We start from the raw sequence: 16,303 nt of genomic DNA, 5'->3' as shown, positions 1-16,303 counted from the left end.
ACTTTTAAAATTTATTTAGCAGACGGGTTTACCATCACAGAAGAATTAGAAACACTTTTCATAGACTGCGATTGTTTTCCGTCTGAAATAGTTTCTACTTGTGTTGTTTTCACACTGATATTCTGATTGTTAATCCAACCTGTATTTTGGTCAAACTTGATGGTTCCGTTTTGAGCCAATTCACTGCTCATGCTGTGAGTCATTTCTCCTTGAGATTTTTTCTCTTCTTTTTTAGGAATTCCTCCCGCAATCGAAATTTCTACAATTCCGTTTCCTGCACTTTTCAAAGTGTAGTGTGAAGTAACTTTAATTTTTCCTGCTTCATCAGCATTTTCAGAAGTGCTCCATTTTTCACCGATTTTCGCTCCTTTTTTAGGAAGTACAGAAAGGTTTTTTTCAAACTGATCTTTCAAAACTTTTTCGTTGAAAGTTTGCTTAAGACTTGCTACAACACTTGCTCTTTGGTTTGCATCTTTTACAATATCTTTCAAAGCATTTGATATTTTTGTGTAAATAGCATCAAATCCGGTGATAGAAACTACATTTCCTTTCATATCCATCTTCATGTTCAGCTTATTTCCGGTAAGTGCTTTATTTACGTTCCAGATCATTTTCAGCTCATCTTCTTTAGGAATCGGAAGTTTTGTATCTACAATTACCGTTTTTCCTTGCGAAGACTGAGAATTTCTTTTTCCAATCAGATTAATGGTCATATCGTAAATGTTTCCTTTGATGTCATTTACGGTAAAGCTCATTTCGTCCGTCGATTCGCTGGTTCCGTTCATGGTTTTACCTTGTGGATCGGTCATTGTTTTTGTATCTCTTTGATAAGTTGTCAAAGGATAAGTTTTTCCTTTTTCAAGTTTAAAAGTTTGTTTGAAAACCCCCAAAGAATCTTTAATTGCAGCGTCTGCTTTTACTTCTTTTACAGAATCTGCAGGAACTTCTACAGTGATTGTTTTTCCTGTTTTAGGGTCTATTTTAGTTACTGTTGCTGTTTCTTTTTTGCATGAAACAAGTGCTATTGAGATAAGCGCTAAAGCTGCTATATTTTTCATAAATAAATTTTCTAATTTTTTGGAATCGCGCAAAACTGAAACCATTAATTTTAAATATAAATAATTAAATTTTTGTGATTTTCTGTCTCATTGCTTCGTATAAAATAGCTCCACAAGCTACAGAAACATTCAGAGACTGAGTTTTTCCTTCTATCGGAAGTTTTATTTTTTCATCCGAATGATGCAGAACTTCTTTAGAAATTCCGGTTTCTTCATTACCCATTACGATTGCGCAAGGTTCTGTAAAGTTTACATCGTATATCAATTTTTGCGCCTTTTCAGTTGCTGAAAAAACAGAAATTCCGCTTTGTTGTAAGAAATCAACAACGTGAGCCAAATTGGGTTCTTTACATATTTTGATATTGTACATCGCTCCTGCTGAAGTTTTGATGGCATCAGAATTTACCGGTGCTCCTCCTTTTTCAGGAATTACAACAGCATGAATTCCTACACATTCTGCAGTTCTGCAGATTGCTCCAAAGTTTCTTACATCTGTTAATCTATCCAAAATTAAAATGAAAGGTGTTTTTCCTTCTTCAAATAATTCGGGAATAATATTTTCGATTCTGTGAAACGGAACATCAGAAATAAAAGCAACTACACCTTGGTGATTTTTTCTGGTAAAACGGTTAAGTTTTTCTACAGGAACGTAGTTGGGACGTATTTTATTTTTTGCTAAAATAGCTTTCAGTTCAGCATAGATTTCTCCTTGCAATGCATTTTGTACAAAAATTTTGTCAATAGTCTTTCCAGCTTCAATAGCTTCTAATACGGGACGAAGCCCAAAAATAAAATCGTCTTTCATTGATTTGTCATAAAATTATATGGTGAATGGTCAATCGTCAATTTTCTTCGAAATCAATTTTACTTGTGTGAAAAAAATCACAATTAAATTTTGACTTGCGAAGTAAAATTTACAAACTAACTATCTTCCTTTTTCTCCTAAAATTGCTCTTTTCTGCGCCATTGCATATCCGTAGTGCAGACTTTCGTGCATATTGTTAAAAATAATTGCATCTTGAATGCTTTTCAAATCCATCCCAAAACTTGTTGTGTAAGGTGTGTAATCAGAAAAAAAATCACTGTCAAAATCTTTCATTAAAGTTTTTGATGTTTCAGTCAATAGAAACTCCAGATCTTCTACTTCAGATTTTTGAACATTCAGATTGGGTAAAGTTCCTTTTTTGTAGGTTTCAATCCAATATTTATCAATTCTGAACGTGTTTCCGCTTAAATAATAATGCAGCAATTGCTGTGTAGCAACGGTATGTGCAATATTCCAATAAATATTGTTATTAAAACCATCAGGAATCAACAAAAGATCTTCATGAGAAGTGTTTTGCAGAATATCTAAAAGGTTTTTTCTAACCTGTCGGTGAGCTTGAAAATGATAATTCATTTTGCAATATTTTAATCTTCAAAAATAGTTTAATAAACTGAAAATGACAATTATTGATTCAATCAATGAATGAAAATTTATAGATTTTTATGAAATTAGTGGTTTCATTGGACAAGATTTGTTAAAACATCGATTAATAGCTTTATATTTAAGGAATAATATTTAACAAACTTTAACTCAAATATGGCATTAATTGTGTTGATTAGTGCAAGTATTTATCAGAAATTTACCCATTATTTTAATTCAAACTAATGTCAGATTCATATCAAGCAGAAGATATCCGTCAACTTACCGAAAAGGTGAAAGAACAGAATTATTTTTTCAACCTTTTGAGGCAGGAAATCAATAAAGCGATTATCGGCCAACATTACATGATTGATCGGCTTTTGATCGGCCTTTTAGGAAATGGTCACGTTCTTTTGGAAGGTGTTCCAGGCTTGGCAAAAACTTTAGCGATAAAGACTTTGGCAGAAGCTGTTGATGGTGATTTTTCAAGGATTCAGTTTACTCCAGATTTGCTTCCTGCAGATGTTGTGGGAACAATGATTTACAATATTAAAGAAAACGATTTTTCCATAAAAAAAGGACCTGTTTTTGCGAATTTTGTTTTAGCAGATGAGATTAACCGAGCTCCGGCGAAAGTACAATCTGCTCTTTTGGAGGTAATGCAGGAAAAGCAGGTGACAATTGGTGATGAAACGATGCCTTTACCAAAACCGTTTTTGGTTTTAGCAACTCAAAACCCAATCGATCAGGAAGGAACTTATCTTTTACCGGAAGCGCAAAGCGATCGTTTTATGTTGAAATGTAAAATCGATTATCCTGAATTTGAAGACGAGAGAAAGGTGATGAGAATGGTTTCTACTTCACATCAACCGGAAATTAAACAAGTGATTTCTTTACAAAATATTGTTGAAGCAAAAGCAATCGTCAATCAGATTTATCTGGATGAAAAAATTGAGAAATATATTCTGGATATGGTTTTTGCAACCCGTTATCCTGAAAAATATGGACTTTCTGAATTGAAAAATTATATCAGTTTCGGAGCTTCTCCAAGAGCATCAATCAATTTAGCAATAGCTTCAAGAGCGTATGCATTCTTGAAAGGCAGAGCTTTTGTAATTCCTGAAGATGTAAAAGCTTTAGCACAAGATGTTTTAAGACATAGAATTGGATTGACATTTGAGGCGGAAGCTGAGGAAATTACTTCTGAAGAAATTGTGAACAGGATTTTAGCGAAAATTCAAGCACCTTAATTAATGTAGCAATTTAACAATGTAACAGTTTACCTATTTTGAGACTGTTACATTGATAAACTGATACATTGTTACATTTGAAACCATGCAAATAAAAGATATTGTAAAAAAAGTCAAGCAAATAGAAATCCGTACCAGAAGGAAAACGGAGGCTACTTTAATGGGGCAATATCACAGTGCTTTTAAAGGACAGGGAATGACTTTTGCAGAAGTTCGTCCATATCAATTCGGTGACGAAATCCGAAGAATAGACTGGAATAAAACTGCGCGTTTCCGTGAACCTTTCGTAAAAGTAATGGAAGAGGAGCGTGAATTGACGATGATGATTTTGGTTGATATTTCCGCTTCGATGGATTACGGAACAAAAACTCAGCTCAAAAGAGAGTATGTTGCCGAAATTGCCGCAAGTTTAGGATTTTCAGCAGCTGGAAATAATGACAAAGTAGGCTTGATTCTTTTTGCTGATAAAGTGTATAAAGTGATTCCACCACAAAAAGGGAGAAAACATATTTTATCGATGGTGAGTCAGATTTTGACAGCCGATTATATTCCAGCAGTTTCAAAAATTGACAAAGCATTAGAATATATGATGGGAATTTTCAAAAGAAAATCTCTTGTTTTTTTACTTTCAGATTTTGAAGATAATTATGATTCTAAAATTTTAAAAGTAGCTTCAAAAAAACATCAGTTGCTCGGAATGCGAATTTATGATGAAAAAGATAATGAAATTCCTGATGTAGGTTATGCGCTTTTAAATGATGCTGAAACGGGAAAACAAATTTGGGTAAATACATCCAGTGCAAGATGGAGATATACTTTTGCGGAAGCTCAAAAACAAAAACAGAGAAACCTGGAAGAAGATTTTGCCAATTCTTCCGCAGAGTTTATGAACATTAATACAGGAGAAGATTACTCAAGATTATTGTACAATTATTTTCAGAAAAAATAAAAAATCAATAAGGCGCACTTTAGTACGCTTTACATTATAAAACATAAAAGGTTTTAGCCAAACTTATTATTTAAATTGAAAAAAATATTCCTTTTACTTTCTTTTTTTATCTGTGTAAATGCTTTTTCGCAGCTTCTTTCTTCAAATCTTGAGAAAAAAACTCTTGCCTTAGGAGAAGTCGATCATTTGGTTATTAAAATTGATAATCTAAAAAGTAACGCAGTAATTACAGCTCCGAAAAATGAGTTGTTGCCTTTTCATTTTGAAGAAATTAAAGACAGCATAAGTATCAATGCAAATACTTACGAAAGAAAAATAGAATTTGCAGTTTATGAAGAAGGAACTTTTAAAATTCCTGAACTTGAATTTAAAGTTGGTCAAAAACTCTTAAAAACAATTCCTTACGAGATTGAAGTTATCAACACCGCTACGAAGGAAGATCAGATCAACGATATTATGAAGAATAAAGAAGTTGACTTGGAGGTTACTGATTATTGGCAGCTTTACAAATGGTATCTTTTGGCGGTAATTGCTTTTGTTTGCTTGGTTATCACGATTGTAATGATTTTGAAATACGGACGCAAAAGCAAAGATTCACCTGTTGTTGCAACCAATCAGACGTTGAAGGAATTAGATTCATTAAAGAAGAAAAAGTATATCGAAGAAGGAAATTACCGTTCATTTTATGTTGAACTAATTGACATTTCAAGAAAATTTATCGCTAAGCAATATAGAATTCCTGCAGATGTCTTGTTGACGGATGATTTAATTGTTTTAATGAAAGAAAATAACACGATTTCTCAGGATAACGAGAAAATTGTGGAAGATGTATTTTTAAGAGGAGATTTGGTGAAATTTGCCAAAACTTTCCCCGATAAAGATTTAATGGAAAAAGATTTTGCTGAAATAAGAGATTTCGTGCAGCGTTCTTCCAAGGATATAGAATTTGAAAACCTGAGAAAAGATGTTTGATTTTGAATTTTTCAGTCCGTGGTTTTTTCTGTTGTTCTTGGTTTTTATTCCGCTTTTGATAAGAGATTTTAGCAGAAGCAAAAGAAAAGGTATCAAAGTTCCGACGACGAATAATATGAATGGCAATAATGGTATTTTGCCCGTACTTTTTTTATTGAAAATCTCAAAATATATTATTCTTTCTGCACTGATTATTGCAATGGCAAGACCGAGAACTTTTTCGGTTTCTCAAGACAGAGACGAAACTAAAGGTATTGATATTATGCTTACTGTAGATGTTTCTCTCAGTATGTTTGCGAAAGATTTTACACCGGATCGATATTCTGTTCTTCAAAAAATTGCTTTAGATTTTATTAATAAACGCCCGAATGACAGATTTGGATTGGTAAACTATAAAAGGGAGGCTTTTCTGAAAGTTCCCTTAACGTTTGATCATGATGCCGTAAAATATGAAATTGAGAATCTGAATCAAAGTGAAATGATTGACGGAACTTCTGTTGGTGACGGTTTGGCAGTTGCTGTGAATCATTTAATGAAAAGCAAAGCAAAGAGTAAAATTGTGATTTTGATGACCGACGGAATGAATAGTCTTGAAAATGGTTTATTTCCACCACAATTGGCTGCAGTTTTGGCAAAGGATAATAATATCAAGGTTTATTGTATTGGTATTGGAACCAACGGATATGCTTTGATGCCGGTACATGCTGATAGATTTGGTTTGATTTATGCCGAACAAGCAGTTTCAATTGATACCAATATGCTCGAAGAAATTGCTGCGACAACAGGAGGGAAATATTACAGAGCAGATTCTGAAGATAAATTAGAAGAAATTTATTCTGAAATTAATAAATTAGAAAAAACAGATCTTAATGTTTCAAAGCTGTATAATTACGAGGAATATTTTAAAATTTTTCTTTGGATTGCTTTAGGAATGTTGGTTTTTGATGCCATTTTGCGTTGGGTACTTTATAAATTTTTAAGCTGATGGATTGGTATTTAGGAAATAACTGGTATTTATTGTTATTGCTGCTTTTGCCGCTTTTATCGTTTTTTCTCATTCGTTTTTTGCGTTGGAGAAAGAAGAAAAGAGAACTTTTTGCAGACTCGAAATTCCATGAAATTTTATTTGAAAAGAATTCCGGATTTTTGAAAATATTTCCTGCGCTTTATTTTATAGCAACTCTTTTTCTGATATTTTCCATCATTGATCTTTTGAATGGCTCTGAAAAAATAGAAACCAACCAAAAAATGAATAATGTAATATTTGTGATGGACGTTTCTAATTCTATGAATGCCGAAGATATCAACCCGGATCGATTGACTCAGGCGAAAAATTTAATTATTAATACCATTCACGAACTTAAAAATGATAAAATAGGAATTGTAATTTTTGCAGGTGAAGCGGTTTCCATCATGCCATTAACAACAGATTACGGTTCGGTAGAAACTTATATTTCAGATTTGCAGACGGATGATATTACAATACAAGGGACAGATTTTCTTCATGCAATGGAAGTGGCGGTCACCAAATTTAAAAATGTAAATAAAGGATCACGTAAAGTTGTTTTGATAAGCGACGGTGAAGATAATGAAGGGAATGATAATTCTGCCATCAGATTGGCGAATAGCGAAGGTATAGCAATTACGACTGTTGGAGTTGGTTCTGACGAAGGTGCGCCGATTCCTATTTATAAAGTTGGGCAGTTGATGGGGTATCATTTTGATCAAAATGGTGAAACGGTGGTCTCTAAGAGACAAACTGAAGCCTTGAAAAAAATGGCAGAATCTACCGGTGGAACTTACATCGACGGAAATAATATGAATGATGCACCGAAAAGAATTGCTGAAGATATCAACAAGAAAGTTTCAGATACAAATACGAAAGTAGATTCTCAGAATGCCAATCATTATTACCAATATTTTTTGGCAATTTCTATATTCTTTTTTATGCTAATTTTTATTTTTAATCCTAAAAGAGATTTTAATGTTTAAAAATCTTATGATTGCTGAATTTCTAAACATTCCAGACTTTAACCCAACTTTAACAAATAAGACGCTGTTTATTAACATATAAAGGGATAATTTTGCAAGAGATGAATACTAAAATTGTATTTTTAGCGTTGATATTTATTTTTTCGTTCTCAGGTACACTATTTGGGCAGGAAAGCTACAAGACTTTGGTCTACGAAGGCAACAAAAAATTTAATGCTAATGATTACGATGGAGCTTCTTCAAAGTTTATGGAAGCTATAAAATCTAATTCTAATGATTTTACAGCGCACTATAATTTGGGCAACGCTTTGTATAAAAGAAAAATGTATCAGGATGCGAAAGAAGAGTATGCAAAAGCAGAAAAACTTTCTCAGACTTTACCAGATAAAGCTGCGGCGCTTCACAATTTGGGAAATACAATGATGCAGATGAATCAGCATGAGAAGGCGGCTGATTATTATAAACAGTCTCTCAAGCAAGATCCTTACAACGAGGCAACAAGGAAAAATTACGAAATTGCCAAGTTGAAACAGTTGGAGAAAGAAAGAAATAAAAGCCAGCAAAATGACCAATCCGGTAAAAACGGAGGTGGTGAAGACCAAAATAAAGGTGAGAAAGGTGATTCTAAAAATGAAAAAAAGAATCAGGGAAATGGTCCTCAGCAAGACAAAGGTCAAGACGATAAGTCTAAAGGAAAAGGTGGAGGTGGAAAACTTCCAAAGGAATTTGAAAAAGCTATATTGGATAGTATTGAAGGCAGAGAAAAGAAAACTGCCAAAAGAATTATAAAAGGATCTTATTCAAAGCCGCAAAGCAACGAGAAAGATTGGTGATGACACAAAAAATTATTTACGTTTTGCTTACTCTTGTATCTGTAATTTCTTACGGACAGGTACAATTTACTATGAAATCGGATAAAACCGATTACAATGGTAAAGAAATCGTAAATCTTACAATTGTTTTAGAATTAAATGGAGATTTGATTCAGCAGAGTAAACTCCAACTTCCAGATTTATCAAAGTTTAACATGATTGGAAATGGATCTTTCAGCCAAGCTGTAAGAGATCCTGAAACAAATACTGCAGTAGATCAGTATGTTACCAGAATTGCACTTGAGCCTAAACAAAAAGGTAAAATAAAAGTAGGTTCTGTATTGGTTACGATAAATAACAAAATTTACAAAACTGAGCCTTTCGATATTTTCATAAAAGATATTGAGAAAAAGCCGCTAGCAAATGTTGCAAATGATGTGTATCTCAACATGGAAATTGAAGACCGTGAAGTTTATCAGGATCAACCAACAATAGCGGTTTTAAGGGTTTATTCTAGAAGTATTGACAATCTTAGAAAAGTAAAAAACATTAAACTTCCTGAGCAGGAAAACATCAATGTACATCCCGTTAATTTTAAACGATCAGAAATTGATCCTTCAGGATATGCAAATATGGCATCGCAGGTTTTGGCGGTGTTTATGGTGTTTCCAAATGAAGCTGGTTATGTAGAAGTTCCGGCAGTTTCAGCTTCTGTAAATAGTTTTTCAGTTAAAAATAAAATCGCCTCCAACAAAGTAAAGCTTAACGTAAAAAAACTTCCTGAAGGCTCTCCCGAATCTTTCAAGAATGCGGTTGGAAATTTCAAAGTAGATGTTTTTCATTCATCAAAAGATAAAGTTGAAGCAAAAAAACCGGTTAATGTAACGGTAAAAGTTTCCGGTGAAGGTAATCTTGCCGATATGAGTCTTCCTAAAATTGAAGAATCACCTGATTATGATGTCTTTGCACCAAGAATTACTTCTCATGTAAGTGCAGGAATTTCAGGAATGAAAGGTGAGATTTTAGCTAAATATATTCTGATTCCGAAGAAAGCCGGAGATTTAATTGTGAAAACAGAACCTTTTGCTTTTTTCAATCCTGCAGAAAAGGAATATGTAAATCTTGGACAGGAAAAATTAGACTTAACAGCATTTTCACATGATGAGGTTTTGGAAGCAAGATCTACAGTTGAAAAAGTTAACGATTATACCAATACTTTGCTTGAAACTGTTGATAGTCCGGTTTTAAAGACCACTTCTTTTAAAGTAAAAGAAAAAAGTAAGTTCAACTGGAATGTGCTTTTTATCAATATTGCCATATTATTTGGATTGTTTGTCGCTTATATGGTGTTTAAATATTGGCAAAAAAATCGAAATATGATTAAAGAAAAGCCAACTCCGAAACCTTTAGGCTCTGTAGCGGAAACTGAAAGAGAGATCAGAGAAAGTTTAAAAACTGACATCACAGATTATTTTGCATATCTTGAAAATATTAAAACTTCAGGAGATTATCCAAAGTTTTTTGAAACCTTTGAAGAGATGGATTTAGAAGTAAGAAAGCAGTATTTTCAAAGCTCTAAAGAAGATTTCAAACAATTCCTGGAAAGACATAACGGCAGTTCTGTTGCCGAAAATTACCAGGAGCTCTTACATAAAGTTCAAATGGAGAAATATTCTCCACTTACGTCAGAAGATTCTTTAAATGACTTATTGACGGATATCGTTAAATTATATTCTGTAATTAGTAAATAATCATTTTTTATTCATAATTTTGCGAAATTAATAATCGTAAGATATGGAGGTTTTCAATAGTTTCTCTTTAAAGGAGGTAATTACCAGTTTTATGGTACTTTTTGCGGTGATCGATATTATTGGTTCGGTTCCGATTGTAGTAAGCTTACAGCAGAAATTCGGACAAATCGAAGCGGGTAGAGCATCAATTACAGCTGGAATAATCATGATTGTATTTCTTTTTGTGGGAAATAAAATCTTGAAATTCATTGGCGTTGATGTTAATTCATTTGCAATCGCCGGAGCTTTCGTTATTTTTATCATCGCCCTCGAAATGATTTTAGGAATTGAAATCAATAAAACGACCGAAGCAAAATCTGCATCCATTGTTCCGATTGCATTTCCTTTGGTTGCAGGAGCGGGAACTTTAACGACCACTTTATCTTTAAGAGCGGAGTTTCATGATATTAACATTATTTGTGGAATCATTCTCAATACAATTTTCGTATATTTGGTGCTGAAATCAGCAAAGTGGATTGAGAAGAAAATGGGAGAGGCGTCTTTGGCAATTCTTCAGAAAGTTTTCGGAATTATTCTACTTGCAATTTCAATTAAATTATTTACCGCAAATTTTGCGCAGTTGGTGCAGAATTATATAAATTTTTAAATCATGCAGAAATTTTATAAAGTATTTTTAATCGTATTTGTAGTAATTATCGCAATCAATACGTATGCAATCGACTGGAATTCAGATATTACGTCTGAAGATAATGTGAAGTTTTTAATCTCAATCGCTTGTGGACTTTTAGGAGTAGGTTTACTTTTCATCCTAAACACTTGGAGCAAAATTGGAGCAAAGAAGTAATTCTTTCATACATAAAATCAAAAACCTCTTTCAACACGAAAGAGGTTTTTTGTTGATGTAAATATGCATTTGAAATGATGAGCTGAAGATTTGATGTCACCAATTTTTATTTATGATTTAAAACCAGATTTTTCAAAACCGCTTCAGATTTCAGTTCGGTCTCATTCCATTCTTTTTCTGGATTGCTTTGAGAGGTAATTCCGCCACCAACAAAAAGATGTACAGAATTTTTGTATAATCTTGCACAACGAAGATTCACAAAATACTGAATGTAATCATCCGTTTCAATTTTGATATAACCAGCATACAATTCTCGCGGAAATTTTTCAACTTTTTCAATAATTTCTTTGCAAAAAACTTTAGGAATTCCACAAACTGCAGGAGTTGGATGAAGTTTTTGAATGATGGTATCTAAATTTTCAGGATTTATTTTAAGTTTAAAATCTGTTCGTAAATGTTTGATATTCCCCGAAATATGATCGTAAGTTTCAGACTCTTCGATTTCGTTTGGAGTGACAAATTTCTGTAATATATTTCTGATGTAAGACGAAACCGGTTTCTGTTCTTCAATTTCTTTTTCCGTCCATTCTTCAGATACTGGAATTGTTCCAGCTAAACTCATTGTTTCAAATTTATGAGTGGATTTGTTGAATTTTCCTAAAACTTCAGAAAAAGCACCCATCCATGAAGTTTTTCCATCAAAAAAAACATATTTAAATGCGTTTGGATAGTTTTTGCAAAGATTGAGAAAACTGGTTTTTAAATCAATTTCTGTAAAATCTTTAACTATTTTTCTCCTTGAAAGAACCAGTTTCGGAAGATTATTTTCTTTAATGATTTCAATAACTTCTTCCAGTTTTTGAAGATATTCTTCTTTATTTTCAGCTTCAAACTGAGTTTTATCTTCAGGTAGAATTTCTGAACTGATTTTTAAATGATCAAATTCCGATTGATTTTTTTCTATGACTTCTCCTTTAATTTCAAGTTTCTCAATGTTATTAAATGAATGAAAATTGATAGAATTGATATTTGAATTTTCGTCTGTAGAATAGAGTTTTTCGTCAAATGGAAATTTGAAATAAATCATAATGTTTGAGCTTTAAGAAAGCCATTATTTAGAAATAAAATACGAAATTCCTAAACTGATTTTCCTTTCAACAAAGGTATTGTTAGTCTTAAAAATGTCAAAATCAAATGAAGAGTTTTTTAGTGAAAGATTGCTGATTTTGTAGTGTTGATATTCTAAATCGATCAAAAATCGGTTAAGCATTCGATATTGCAGACCAAAAGAAAACCCGAAATTGATTTGATTGCTTTTAAAATCATCTAATTTATTCAAAACATTATTTTCAGGAACTAAAAACTGCATTTTATAAATATTTTTATTGGCTAAAAACCCTACAAATGGACGAAAGTTTTTCCATTCATACATTGCTTTTAATTGCAAAACATATTCAAAGTGTTTATTGTTAAATCTTTGAAAAAGTAAAGGTTGATTGTTTTCAGAAAAATAGAATCCGTCGAGATAAGTTTCTTCTTTATTGGCATCCAAATCGAAGGTAGAATTCCAACGAGAAATATTTGCGGAAAGCATTAAAGAAAAATTAGGATTTATAATACTTTTAGAAATCCAGATTCCTAAGTTTTGCCCAAACTGTTGATTTTTATCAGAGATATTTTCTGCCCAACTTGCTTTTTTAAAACCAATTTCTGCCTGAATTCCGAATTGAAATTTATTGGTTGAAAGTTTCTTTAATTGCTCTTGAAGTTCTTCTTTGTCGATGTATTGTTGAACGCTGTTTATTTCTTTTGCCAGAATTTTAAAATCAGAAAATATCAGATTTGCAGGTTTTAATTTGACTGCTTTTTCAAGATAAATAGTATCATAAACAATCACTTTTTCATAAATGTAAACGGTGTCTGTTTTTTTACGCTGAGCAAAAATTGAAATTGTAAAGATGACAGAAATAAGGAAAACGATTTTTTTTAAAAGCATAGTTGATTAACTTTTATCTTTCTATAAAAACAGTGTCTCTCTGAATAATTTTCTTTACAATAATTACTTTGTGAGAAGCTGTTTCAGAAGAATCTTTATTGGTTTTATTTTTTGAAGATACTGAGTTTTTTAATGCAATTGAAGTTTTTTCTGTTTTTAAATTTTCCTTGATTTCGATGTTTGGGTTTTGAGCAATCTCTTCCCTTTTCAAAATTTTTGAAGATGTTTTGTCATTATTATTGACTTGATCTTGCGAAATTGAAACCATATTTTTTTTGGATTCAGATGGAATAAAATTCAAACTGTCTTTTGTAAAAACATGATTTTTAGGATTAAAAAACAAAATAGATCCGACAATAATAATGAAAAACGTGGTCCCAATAATTGCTTTCTCTTTCCAGTGATTTTGGTTTGAAGAAAATGCAATCGTATTACTATTTATATCTGAAGGAATTTCAAAATTTCGTGTTGTGGGAATTTCAAAATTTAAAAATTTTGACTGAAGAGTTTGCGCCCATAATAAATTACCGAATCCTAAGAAAATTAAAACCTGTACAGTTCTGTTTTTTGAAGTTTCGCTGTTGACAAAATGAGTCAGTAAATAGTTTTGAACTGATTTTTTTGCTCTCATCAAATGTGATTTTGAAGTATTCACAGGAATCTCCAGAATACCCGAAATTTCCGCATGAGAATAGTTTTCGATATAGTATAAATTGAAAACCGACTTGTGATGAGAAGGCAAACTGTCGATAGATTTCAACAGCTCTTCTTTTGTGAAATCGTATGCTAAAATGTGTTTTTTTTCGTCCATTGCAGATGTGGTCATTTCGGTCAATGTATCTGGGATTTCTGATGGTTCGGTAGTGATGAAAGTGTCTTTACTGGTTTTGCGGATGAATTGTAAAGCGTTATTGACTACAATTTTTTTAAGCCAGCCAAAAATTGCCTGTTCGTTTTTTAACTGATGATTCTTCTGGATTGCCGCAATAAAACTGTCCTGCACAATATCTTCCGCAGTCTGAATGTCTGCGATATATCTGCGACAAATCCCCAAAAGTTTTGGGGAATAGTCGAGATAGATTTGTTGCCAGTTAAGTTTTGTTTTTGACATTTATTTAATTCTCTACTACAAATATTGAATTGAAACTACCGCCAAGATTAACATTATTCGCTGTGTGAGTTATTTGTTGAGTTTCAACTCCATTTATAAAAACTTTATATGCAATATCTAAAGAATTCATTTGATGGAACATTTCACAAATCATGTAAGTCTTGTTATTTACCACCTTTAAATCTTTTATATCATTATATCCATTAGGGTTATTTATAGTAATTGCATTTCCGTTTTTGTAATAAGTGTTTTGATTAAAAGAATATATGTCATTATTATCTAAAACCACTTTTCCTTTTACATTTGCTGTAGTAAAATGATCTGTATTGACAAGTAGATTTTTATAATAAGAGTTGTTTTGATCAGAAATTCCTATAAATACACCACTTGAATTAGAATTTATACCTAAAAAAGATCCTGAATTTACGGCAGTATAAATTCCATTTTTAAAATAACCAAGCTGCCAATTTGAAGAGGTTATAAATTTAGTTGCAGCAATATAGATATCGTTATTATGAATAGTTATGTCGCTTAAAAATCCACCAGTGTTTGAACCAGTATTTGTAAACAACACGTTTTTTACTCCATTTTTCCAGTAACAATGTTCAATAGTGTATGTTGCAACTCCAGAAGCTAAATTGACAGGACCTCTAATGCTCCCTACAACATAAATATCATTGTTTTTTACATAAAAACTTTTAACTTCTAATAATGAAATCAATGGATTGTTATTGGAAGGCACGCCTAAGTATGTGTATAAATCAGATTTTACATTATTCTTCCAGAAACTTTCTGCTGCAAAAACATAAATATTGTTATTTTCAACAATTATTTTTTCAGCTTTAATGTTATCTCCATTTGTTAAATAAGTTAATACATTATTCTTCCAATAGCACGCTTTATTATTATCTGATCCAGCAACATAAACATCGTAAGTTGTGTTTTTTTGTTCAAGCCCTTCATCGCTTTCATTTTCCCTACAAGAAAATACAAATGTCAACAATAAAATGAACGGTAAAATTAAATTTCTCATGGTTATTCTTTTCTTTAAAGATGAAAAAATATAAAAAGGTTGCAGTAGATTTTAGTTAAATAATACAGGTTTTGCAATTTTAGGAATTTTTACAATATGATAAGGTTGTGTAATAACTGTTGTCACATTTCCTTGAAGTAATTTTTCTACATCAACTTCAATATTTTGTGGATTTTCATCAACAGTCATAATGTCAACGGAATGTCCGCCGTTTGGATAAACTGCATCAACGACAAGAATAACCATAAACTGATTAAAATCAATATTGGTTTCCGTAAAACCAGAAGAAGGATGATTATTCGGGCTGTCAATTTGATTCAAAAAATTATTCCACTGTGTTGTATTTGTAATCACTGAATTTTGTGGAGTAGCGTAAGCTGATCCCATAAAATTTCCTTTTCCAATCAGCTGAAAGTTAATTTGTTTTTTGCTTTCAATGTTTTCTTCATCTTCATTACGACATGAAATCGAAATAAATAAGATAGAACATAATAAAAGAAGTAAATGTTTTTTCATGATGTATAAATTTAAGGGTTTCTTTATATAAGATGAAAAAAAATAAAAAGGTTGCAGTGGAATACAAAAAAAGACTCAAAATTTTGAGTCTTTAAGTTTTATTTAAATTGAATCTTATCGGTTGATAATATTATTCGTCATTGTAGTATGATTAATCAACTGACCTTTTTCATCACGAATTTCAATCTCAGAAACATGCATTGTTTTGCCTTTTCTGATGAATCTTGCGACTGCAGTTACCATTCCGTCTTTTTTGCTTCGTAAATGATTGGAATTAATGTTGGTTCCTACTCCAAAATATTTGCTTCCATCAATGAAAATATTAGACAGACTTGAGCCCATTGTTTCGGCCAAAACACAACTTGCTCCACCATGCATAATTCCGAAAGGCTGATGAATATTTGGCGTAACCGGCATTGTTGCAGTAAGAGTTTCATTTTCCAAATCAATATCAATGAAATTGATGCCAATTGTTTTCGCAAAAGTTTCTTCACCCCAATTGTTGATGAATTCTAATATTTCTGCTTTGGTTTTATCTTTAATATACATTTCTATGGGTAATAAGTAATTGGTAATGAATGATTTTTTGAAATAAAAAGTAAGAAGTAATTTTG

Annotated in this window: 18 protein-coding genes; 9 read left to right on the top strand and 9 right to left on the bottom strand. The window is 31.9% G+C overall.

The annotated features are described in order from the left end of the window. Positions 1–11: 11 nt before the first annotated feature. From OF897_RS16290 to OF897_RS16280, 3 genes are all read right to left on the bottom strand, one after another. The gene (locus OF897_RS16290; protein ID WP_267266733.1) at positions 12–1,058 is read right to left on the bottom strand and encodes a DUF6263 family protein; all 1,047 of its coding nucleotides are present in this window, start codon (positions 1,056–1,058) and stop codon (positions 12–14) included. Between the two features lie 64 nt (positions 1,059–1,122). Then, positions 1,123–1,863 (bottom strand): 23S rRNA (guanosine(2251)-2'-O)-methyltransferase RlmB, encoded by a 741-nt coding sequence (gene rlmB / locus OF897_RS16285; RefSeq protein WP_267266732.1) that lies wholly within the window; start codon positions 1,861–1,863, stop codon positions 1,123–1,125. Between the two features lie 120 nt (positions 1,864–1,983). Further along, positions 1,984–2,457 carry a DinB family protein gene (locus OF897_RS16280; protein ID WP_267266731.1) on the bottom strand — a complete coding sequence of 158 codons (474 nt, stop codon included), beginning with the start codon at positions 2,455–2,457 and terminating at the stop codon, positions 1,984–1,986. Between the two features lie 251 nt (positions 2,458–2,708). Here OF897_RS16280 and OF897_RS16275 point away from each other — a divergent pair, with 251 nt between their 5' ends. From OF897_RS16275 to OF897_RS16235, 9 genes are all read left to right on the top strand, one after another. Beyond that, positions 2,709–3,713: an AAA family ATPase gene (locus OF897_RS16275; protein WP_230671083.1), complete on the top strand. Its 1,005-nt coding sequence runs from the start codon at positions 2,709–2,711 to the stop codon at positions 3,711–3,713. Between the two features lie 85 nt (positions 3,714–3,798). After that, complete coding sequence (locus OF897_RS16270) at positions 3,799–4,662, top strand: DUF58 domain-containing protein (RefSeq protein WP_267266730.1); 864 nt, start codon at positions 3,799–3,801, stop codon at positions 4,660–4,662. Positions 4,663–4,737: 75 nt separating this feature from the next. Beyond that, a complete protein-coding gene (locus OF897_RS16265; RefSeq protein ID WP_267266729.1) occupies positions 4,738–5,634 on the top strand; it encodes a BatD family protein in 897 nt (298 codons plus the stop codon). Next, entirely contained in the window at positions 5,627–6,619 is a 993-nt protein-coding gene (locus OF897_RS16260; protein WP_267266728.1) for a vWA domain-containing protein, read from the top strand. The genes OF897_RS16265 and OF897_RS16260 overlap by 8 nt, the downstream gene beginning before the upstream one ends. After that, the gene (locus OF897_RS16255; protein WP_267266727.1) at positions 6,619–7,626 is read left to right on the top strand and encodes a vWA domain-containing protein; all 1,008 of its coding nucleotides are present in this window, start codon (positions 6,619–6,621) and stop codon (positions 7,624–7,626) included. Before OF897_RS16260 ends, OF897_RS16255 begins: the two co-directional genes overlap by 1 nt. A gap of 101 nt (positions 7,627–7,727) precedes the next feature. After that, a complete protein-coding gene (locus OF897_RS16250; protein ID WP_267266726.1) occupies positions 7,728–8,459 on the top strand; it encodes a tetratricopeptide repeat protein in 732 nt (243 codons plus the stop codon). Beyond that, positions 8,459–10,189, top strand: a complete 1,731-nt coding sequence (locus tag OF897_RS16245) for a BatD family protein (RefSeq protein ID WP_267266725.1) — start codon at positions 8,459–8,461, stop codon at positions 10,187–10,189. The genes OF897_RS16250 and OF897_RS16245 overlap by 1 nt, the downstream gene beginning before the upstream one ends. 43 nt (positions 10,190–10,232) lie before the next feature. Then, the gene (locus OF897_RS16240; RefSeq protein ID WP_267266724.1) at positions 10,233–10,835 is read left to right on the top strand and encodes a MarC family protein; all 603 of its coding nucleotides are present in this window, start codon (positions 10,233–10,235) and stop codon (positions 10,833–10,835) included. Positions 10,836–10,838: 3 nt separating this feature from the next. Further along, the gene (locus OF897_RS16235) at positions 10,839–11,033 is read left to right on the top strand and encodes a hypothetical protein (RefSeq protein ID WP_066681436.1); all 195 of its coding nucleotides are present in this window, start codon (positions 10,839–10,841) and stop codon (positions 11,031–11,033) included. 106 nt (positions 11,034–11,139) lie between these two features. Here the strand turns inward: OF897_RS16235 and OF897_RS16230 are convergent, their stop codons facing one another. The 6 genes from OF897_RS16230 to OF897_RS16205 all read right to left on the bottom strand — a co-directional run bounded on the left by OF897_RS16230 (position 11,140) and on the right by OF897_RS16205 (position 16,232). Beyond that, positions 11,140–12,120, bottom strand: coding sequence for a chorismate-binding protein (locus OF897_RS16230; protein WP_267266723.1), 981 nt, complete (start codon positions 12,118–12,120; stop codon positions 11,140–11,142). A 24-nt stretch (positions 12,121–12,144) separates the two neighbouring features. After that, entirely contained in the window at positions 12,145–13,029 is an 885-nt protein-coding gene (locus OF897_RS16225) for an outer membrane beta-barrel protein (RefSeq protein WP_267266722.1), read from the bottom strand. Between the two features lie 13 nt (positions 13,030–13,042). Beyond that, positions 13,043–14,140, bottom strand: coding sequence for an RNA polymerase sigma factor (locus OF897_RS16220; RefSeq protein ID WP_267266721.1), 1,098 nt, complete (start codon positions 14,138–14,140; stop codon positions 13,043–13,045). Between the two features lie 4 nt (positions 14,141–14,144). Further along, entirely contained in the window at positions 14,145–15,173 is a 1,029-nt protein-coding gene (locus OF897_RS16215) for a hypothetical protein (RefSeq protein WP_267266720.1), read from the bottom strand. Positions 15,174–15,224: 51 nt separating this feature from the next. Then, a complete protein-coding gene (locus OF897_RS16210) occupies positions 15,225–15,689 on the bottom strand; it encodes a protease complex subunit PrcB family protein (protein ID WP_267266719.1) in 465 nt (154 codons plus the stop codon). 114 nt (positions 15,690–15,803) lie between these two features. After that, positions 15,804–16,232 (bottom strand): PaaI family thioesterase, encoded by a 429-nt coding sequence (locus tag OF897_RS16205; protein ID WP_267266784.1) that lies wholly within the window; start codon positions 16,230–16,232, stop codon positions 15,804–15,806. Positions 16,233–16,303 lie beyond the last annotated feature (71 nt).

Source organism: Chryseobacterium formosum (genome assembly GCF_026460885.1).
Lineage (GTDB): Bacteria > Bacteroidota > Bacteroidia > Flavobacteriales > Weeksellaceae > Chryseobacterium > Chryseobacterium formosus.
Note: the sequence above shows the minus strand (reverse complement) of the source record. Positions and strands in the feature narration are given on the sequence as shown.

What these genes read in the sequence shown, in the direction of transcription:
- OF897_RS16250 (WP_267266726.1), top strand. Translation starts at nt 7,728, where the DNA reads ATGAATACTAAAATTGTATTTTTAGCGTTGATATTTATTTTTTCGTTC.
- OF897_RS16210 (WP_267266719.1), bottom strand. Translation starts at nt 15,689, where the DNA reads ATGAAAAAACATTTACTTCTTTTATTATGTTCTATCTTATTTATTTCG.
- OF897_RS16275 (WP_230671083.1), top strand. Translation starts at nt 2,709, where the DNA reads ATGTCAGATTCATATCAAGCAGAAGATATCCGTCAACTTACCGAAAAG.
- OF897_RS16235 (WP_066681436.1), top strand. Translation starts at nt 10,839, where the DNA reads ATGCAGAAATTTTATAAAGTATTTTTAATCGTATTTGTAGTAATTATC.
- OF897_RS16260 (WP_267266728.1), top strand. Translation starts at nt 5,627, where the DNA reads ATGTTTGATTTTGAATTTTTCAGTCCGTGGTTTTTTCTGTTGTTCTTG.
- OF897_RS16225 (WP_267266722.1), bottom strand. Translation starts at nt 13,029, where the DNA reads ATGCTTTTAAAAAAAATCGTTTTCCTTATTTCTGTCATCTTTACAATT.
- OF897_RS16230 (WP_267266723.1), bottom strand. Translation starts at nt 12,120, where the DNA reads ATGATTTATTTCAAATTTCCATTTGACGAAAAACTCTATTCTACAGAC.
- OF897_RS16270 (WP_267266730.1), top strand. Translation starts at nt 3,799, where the DNA reads ATGCAAATAAAAGATATTGTAAAAAAAGTCAAGCAAATAGAAATCCGT.
- rlmB (WP_267266732.1), bottom strand. Translation starts at nt 1,863, where the DNA reads ATGAAAGACGATTTTATTTTTGGGCTTCGTCCCGTATTAGAAGCTATT.
- OF897_RS16240 (WP_267266724.1), top strand. Translation starts at nt 10,233, where the DNA reads ATGGAGGTTTTCAATAGTTTCTCTTTAAAGGAGGTAATTACCAGTTTT.
- OF897_RS16245 (WP_267266725.1), top strand. Translation starts at nt 8,459, where the DNA reads ATGACACAAAAAATTATTTACGTTTTGCTTACTCTTGTATCTGTAATT.
- OF897_RS16255 (WP_267266727.1), top strand. Translation starts at nt 6,619, where the DNA reads ATGGATTGGTATTTAGGAAATAACTGGTATTTATTGTTATTGCTGCTT.
- OF897_RS16220 (WP_267266721.1), bottom strand. Translation starts at nt 14,140, where the DNA reads ATGTCAAAAACAAAACTTAACTGGCAACAAATCTATCTCGACTATTCC.
- OF897_RS16215 (WP_267266720.1), bottom strand. Translation starts at nt 15,173, where the DNA reads ATGAGAAATTTAATTTTACCGTTCATTTTATTGTTGACATTTGTATTT.
- OF897_RS16280 (WP_267266731.1), bottom strand. Translation starts at nt 2,457, where the DNA reads ATGAATTATCATTTTCAAGCTCACCGACAGGTTAGAAAAAACCTTTTA.
- OF897_RS16290 (WP_267266733.1), bottom strand. Translation starts at nt 1,058, where the DNA reads ATGAAAAATATAGCAGCTTTAGCGCTTATCTCAATAGCACTTGTTTCA.